1 protein-coding gene is annotated in these 1170 nt (G+C 60.1%); it reads left to right on the top strand.

The genetic code is table 11. The annotated features are described in order from the left end of the window. Window positions 1-128 precede the first annotated feature (128 nt). On the top strand, window positions 129-848 hold the full coding sequence (locus tag AC2VON_RS24640) for a DUF3800 domain-containing protein (protein ID WP_486955185.1): 720 nt from the start codon (window positions 129-131) through the stop codon (window positions 846-848). Window positions 849-1170 lie beyond the last annotated feature (322 nt).

The following is a 1170-nucleotide window of genomic DNA, read 5'->3' as shown; positions in this document are numbered from 1 at the left end:
TCGAGCAAGCCGTCAAACGACGCGCACAGCTCAGAGAAACAACACGCCTACTGACAATAGAAGTCGAGGGAGCCGACTCAATCCGCGAACTCAGCGCCCTAGAAGAGGCAACCTAGCGGGCTGAAGGCATGCCACGACATCTCAATCGCATGATTTACGTCGACGACTCTGGGCATCCACAGTCGGGGATGGTCGTGTACGGCTGGGTCGAATTCAGCCCGGATCGCTGGGGATCAGTGCTCCGGAACTGGCTTGAGTCGCGAAAAATGCTGTGGCGTGAATACCGAGTGGCCGTCCAACAAGAACTGCACACGACGGAGTACGTCAACGGTCGCGGCCGCATCTCGAAAAATATCCCCGACAAGCACGTGCACAACGGCGTCGAGTACTGGAAAGACTTCGGCCGGGAAGTCGCGGTGCAATGCTTGGACACGCTGCGGTGCTGCGAAGGCCTCGTCGTCGGTGCGGTCTACCGCAAGGGCGACCCCACCCGTGTTGCCGAGACGAAAAGAGAACTCTATCGAGATTTGGTCGCCCGGTTCGAAAGCGAACTTGCCGGCACGGACTCGCTGGGCGTCGTGGTCATGGACGGCGACGGCAGCGACACTAGTTACCGCACTACGCACCGCCAGCTAAAGCTGGATGAACGGCGCATCATCGAAGACGCCATTCATCTTGATTCGAAATCGTCGCAACTGGTGCAGATGGCCGATTTGGTCGCCTGGAGCGCCTACGCGGCGGTCGACCGCCACCTCCGAAATGAGTTCGCCTGGGGTTGGTATGAGAAGTACCTGGCCGAACGCGATCCGAGCAGGAAGCCAAACGAACTTGGCCCTAGAAACAGCTAGACCCCCTTATCCACAGGTGTGGGGGGGTCTGCGATGACGACAATACACCGGATCCGGCGTATTAGCTATCCGCCACGTCACGCCGCGCTCGATTTACCAGGTAGTTGGCGGCAACCAATCGGCGGTGTAGACCGAGCGCCGTCCGACAGAGGGTCCGGCCCCCATCGGGCTTCGTCGGCCCCCAGATGGGGAGACTTATCGCCAGGCTTCCTCGGAGAGCAAAACGTCGATGTCGATTGCACGTATCGCCGCACACAGGCGTTCAAGCTTGTCGCTGTCGTCTTCGGTGGCAGGGATGCCGTCGTCGTCAGGGGGCACTTCG

The sequence above is a fragment of the Mycobacterium sp. TH-M82 genome (assembly GCF_057473605.1).
Note: the sequence above shows the minus strand (reverse complement) of the source record. Positions and strands in the feature narration are given on the sequence as shown.